The following is a 592-nucleotide window of genomic DNA, read 5'->3' as shown; positions in this document are numbered from 1 at the left end:
CTGCTGCGCGCACTGACCGCGCTGCGCGACGGCACCCCCGACGGCGCCCTCCTCACCGGCGCCCCGGCCCGCGGCCGCCTGGCCTTCCTCTTCACCGGCCAGGGCAGCCAGCGCGCTGCCATGGGCCGCGCGCTGTACGACCGGCACCCGGTCTTCGCCGAAGCCCTGGACGCCGTCCTCACCCGCTTCGACCAGGAACTCGACCGCCCGCTGCGCGAGGTGCTGTTCGCCGACGAGGACACCCCCGAGGCCGCCCTCCTGCACGACACCGCCTACACGCAGCCCGCCCTGTTCGCCCTCGAAGTGGCCCTGTACCGGCTCGTCGAGTCCTGGGGCGTCACCCCGGACGGCGTGGCCGGACACTCCATCGGCGAGATCGCCGCGGCCCACGTGGCCGGGGTGTTCTCCCTGGAGGACGCCTGCACCCTCGTCGCCGCCCGCGGCCGGCTCATGGCCGCCCTTCCGGCCGGCGGCGCCATGGTCGCCGTCGAGGCCGCCGAGGACGAGGTGCTGCCCCTCCTGGAGGGCCTGGCCGACCGCGTCTCCCTGGCCGCCGTCAACGGCCCCCGCGCCGTGGTGATCGCGGGCGACG

General features: G+C 76.5%; 1 protein-coding gene. It reads left to right on the top strand.

Annotated elements, in window-relative coordinates; translation table 11 throughout:
• The coding region (locus HO151_RS04580; protein WP_173894830.1) for an acyltransferase domain-containing protein at window positions 1-592 on the top strand (592 nt) is incomplete at both ends.

It is taken from the genome of Streptomyces sp. 8P21H-1, assembly GCF_013302945.1.
This window is presented reverse-complemented; position numbering and strand designations above follow the sequence as displayed.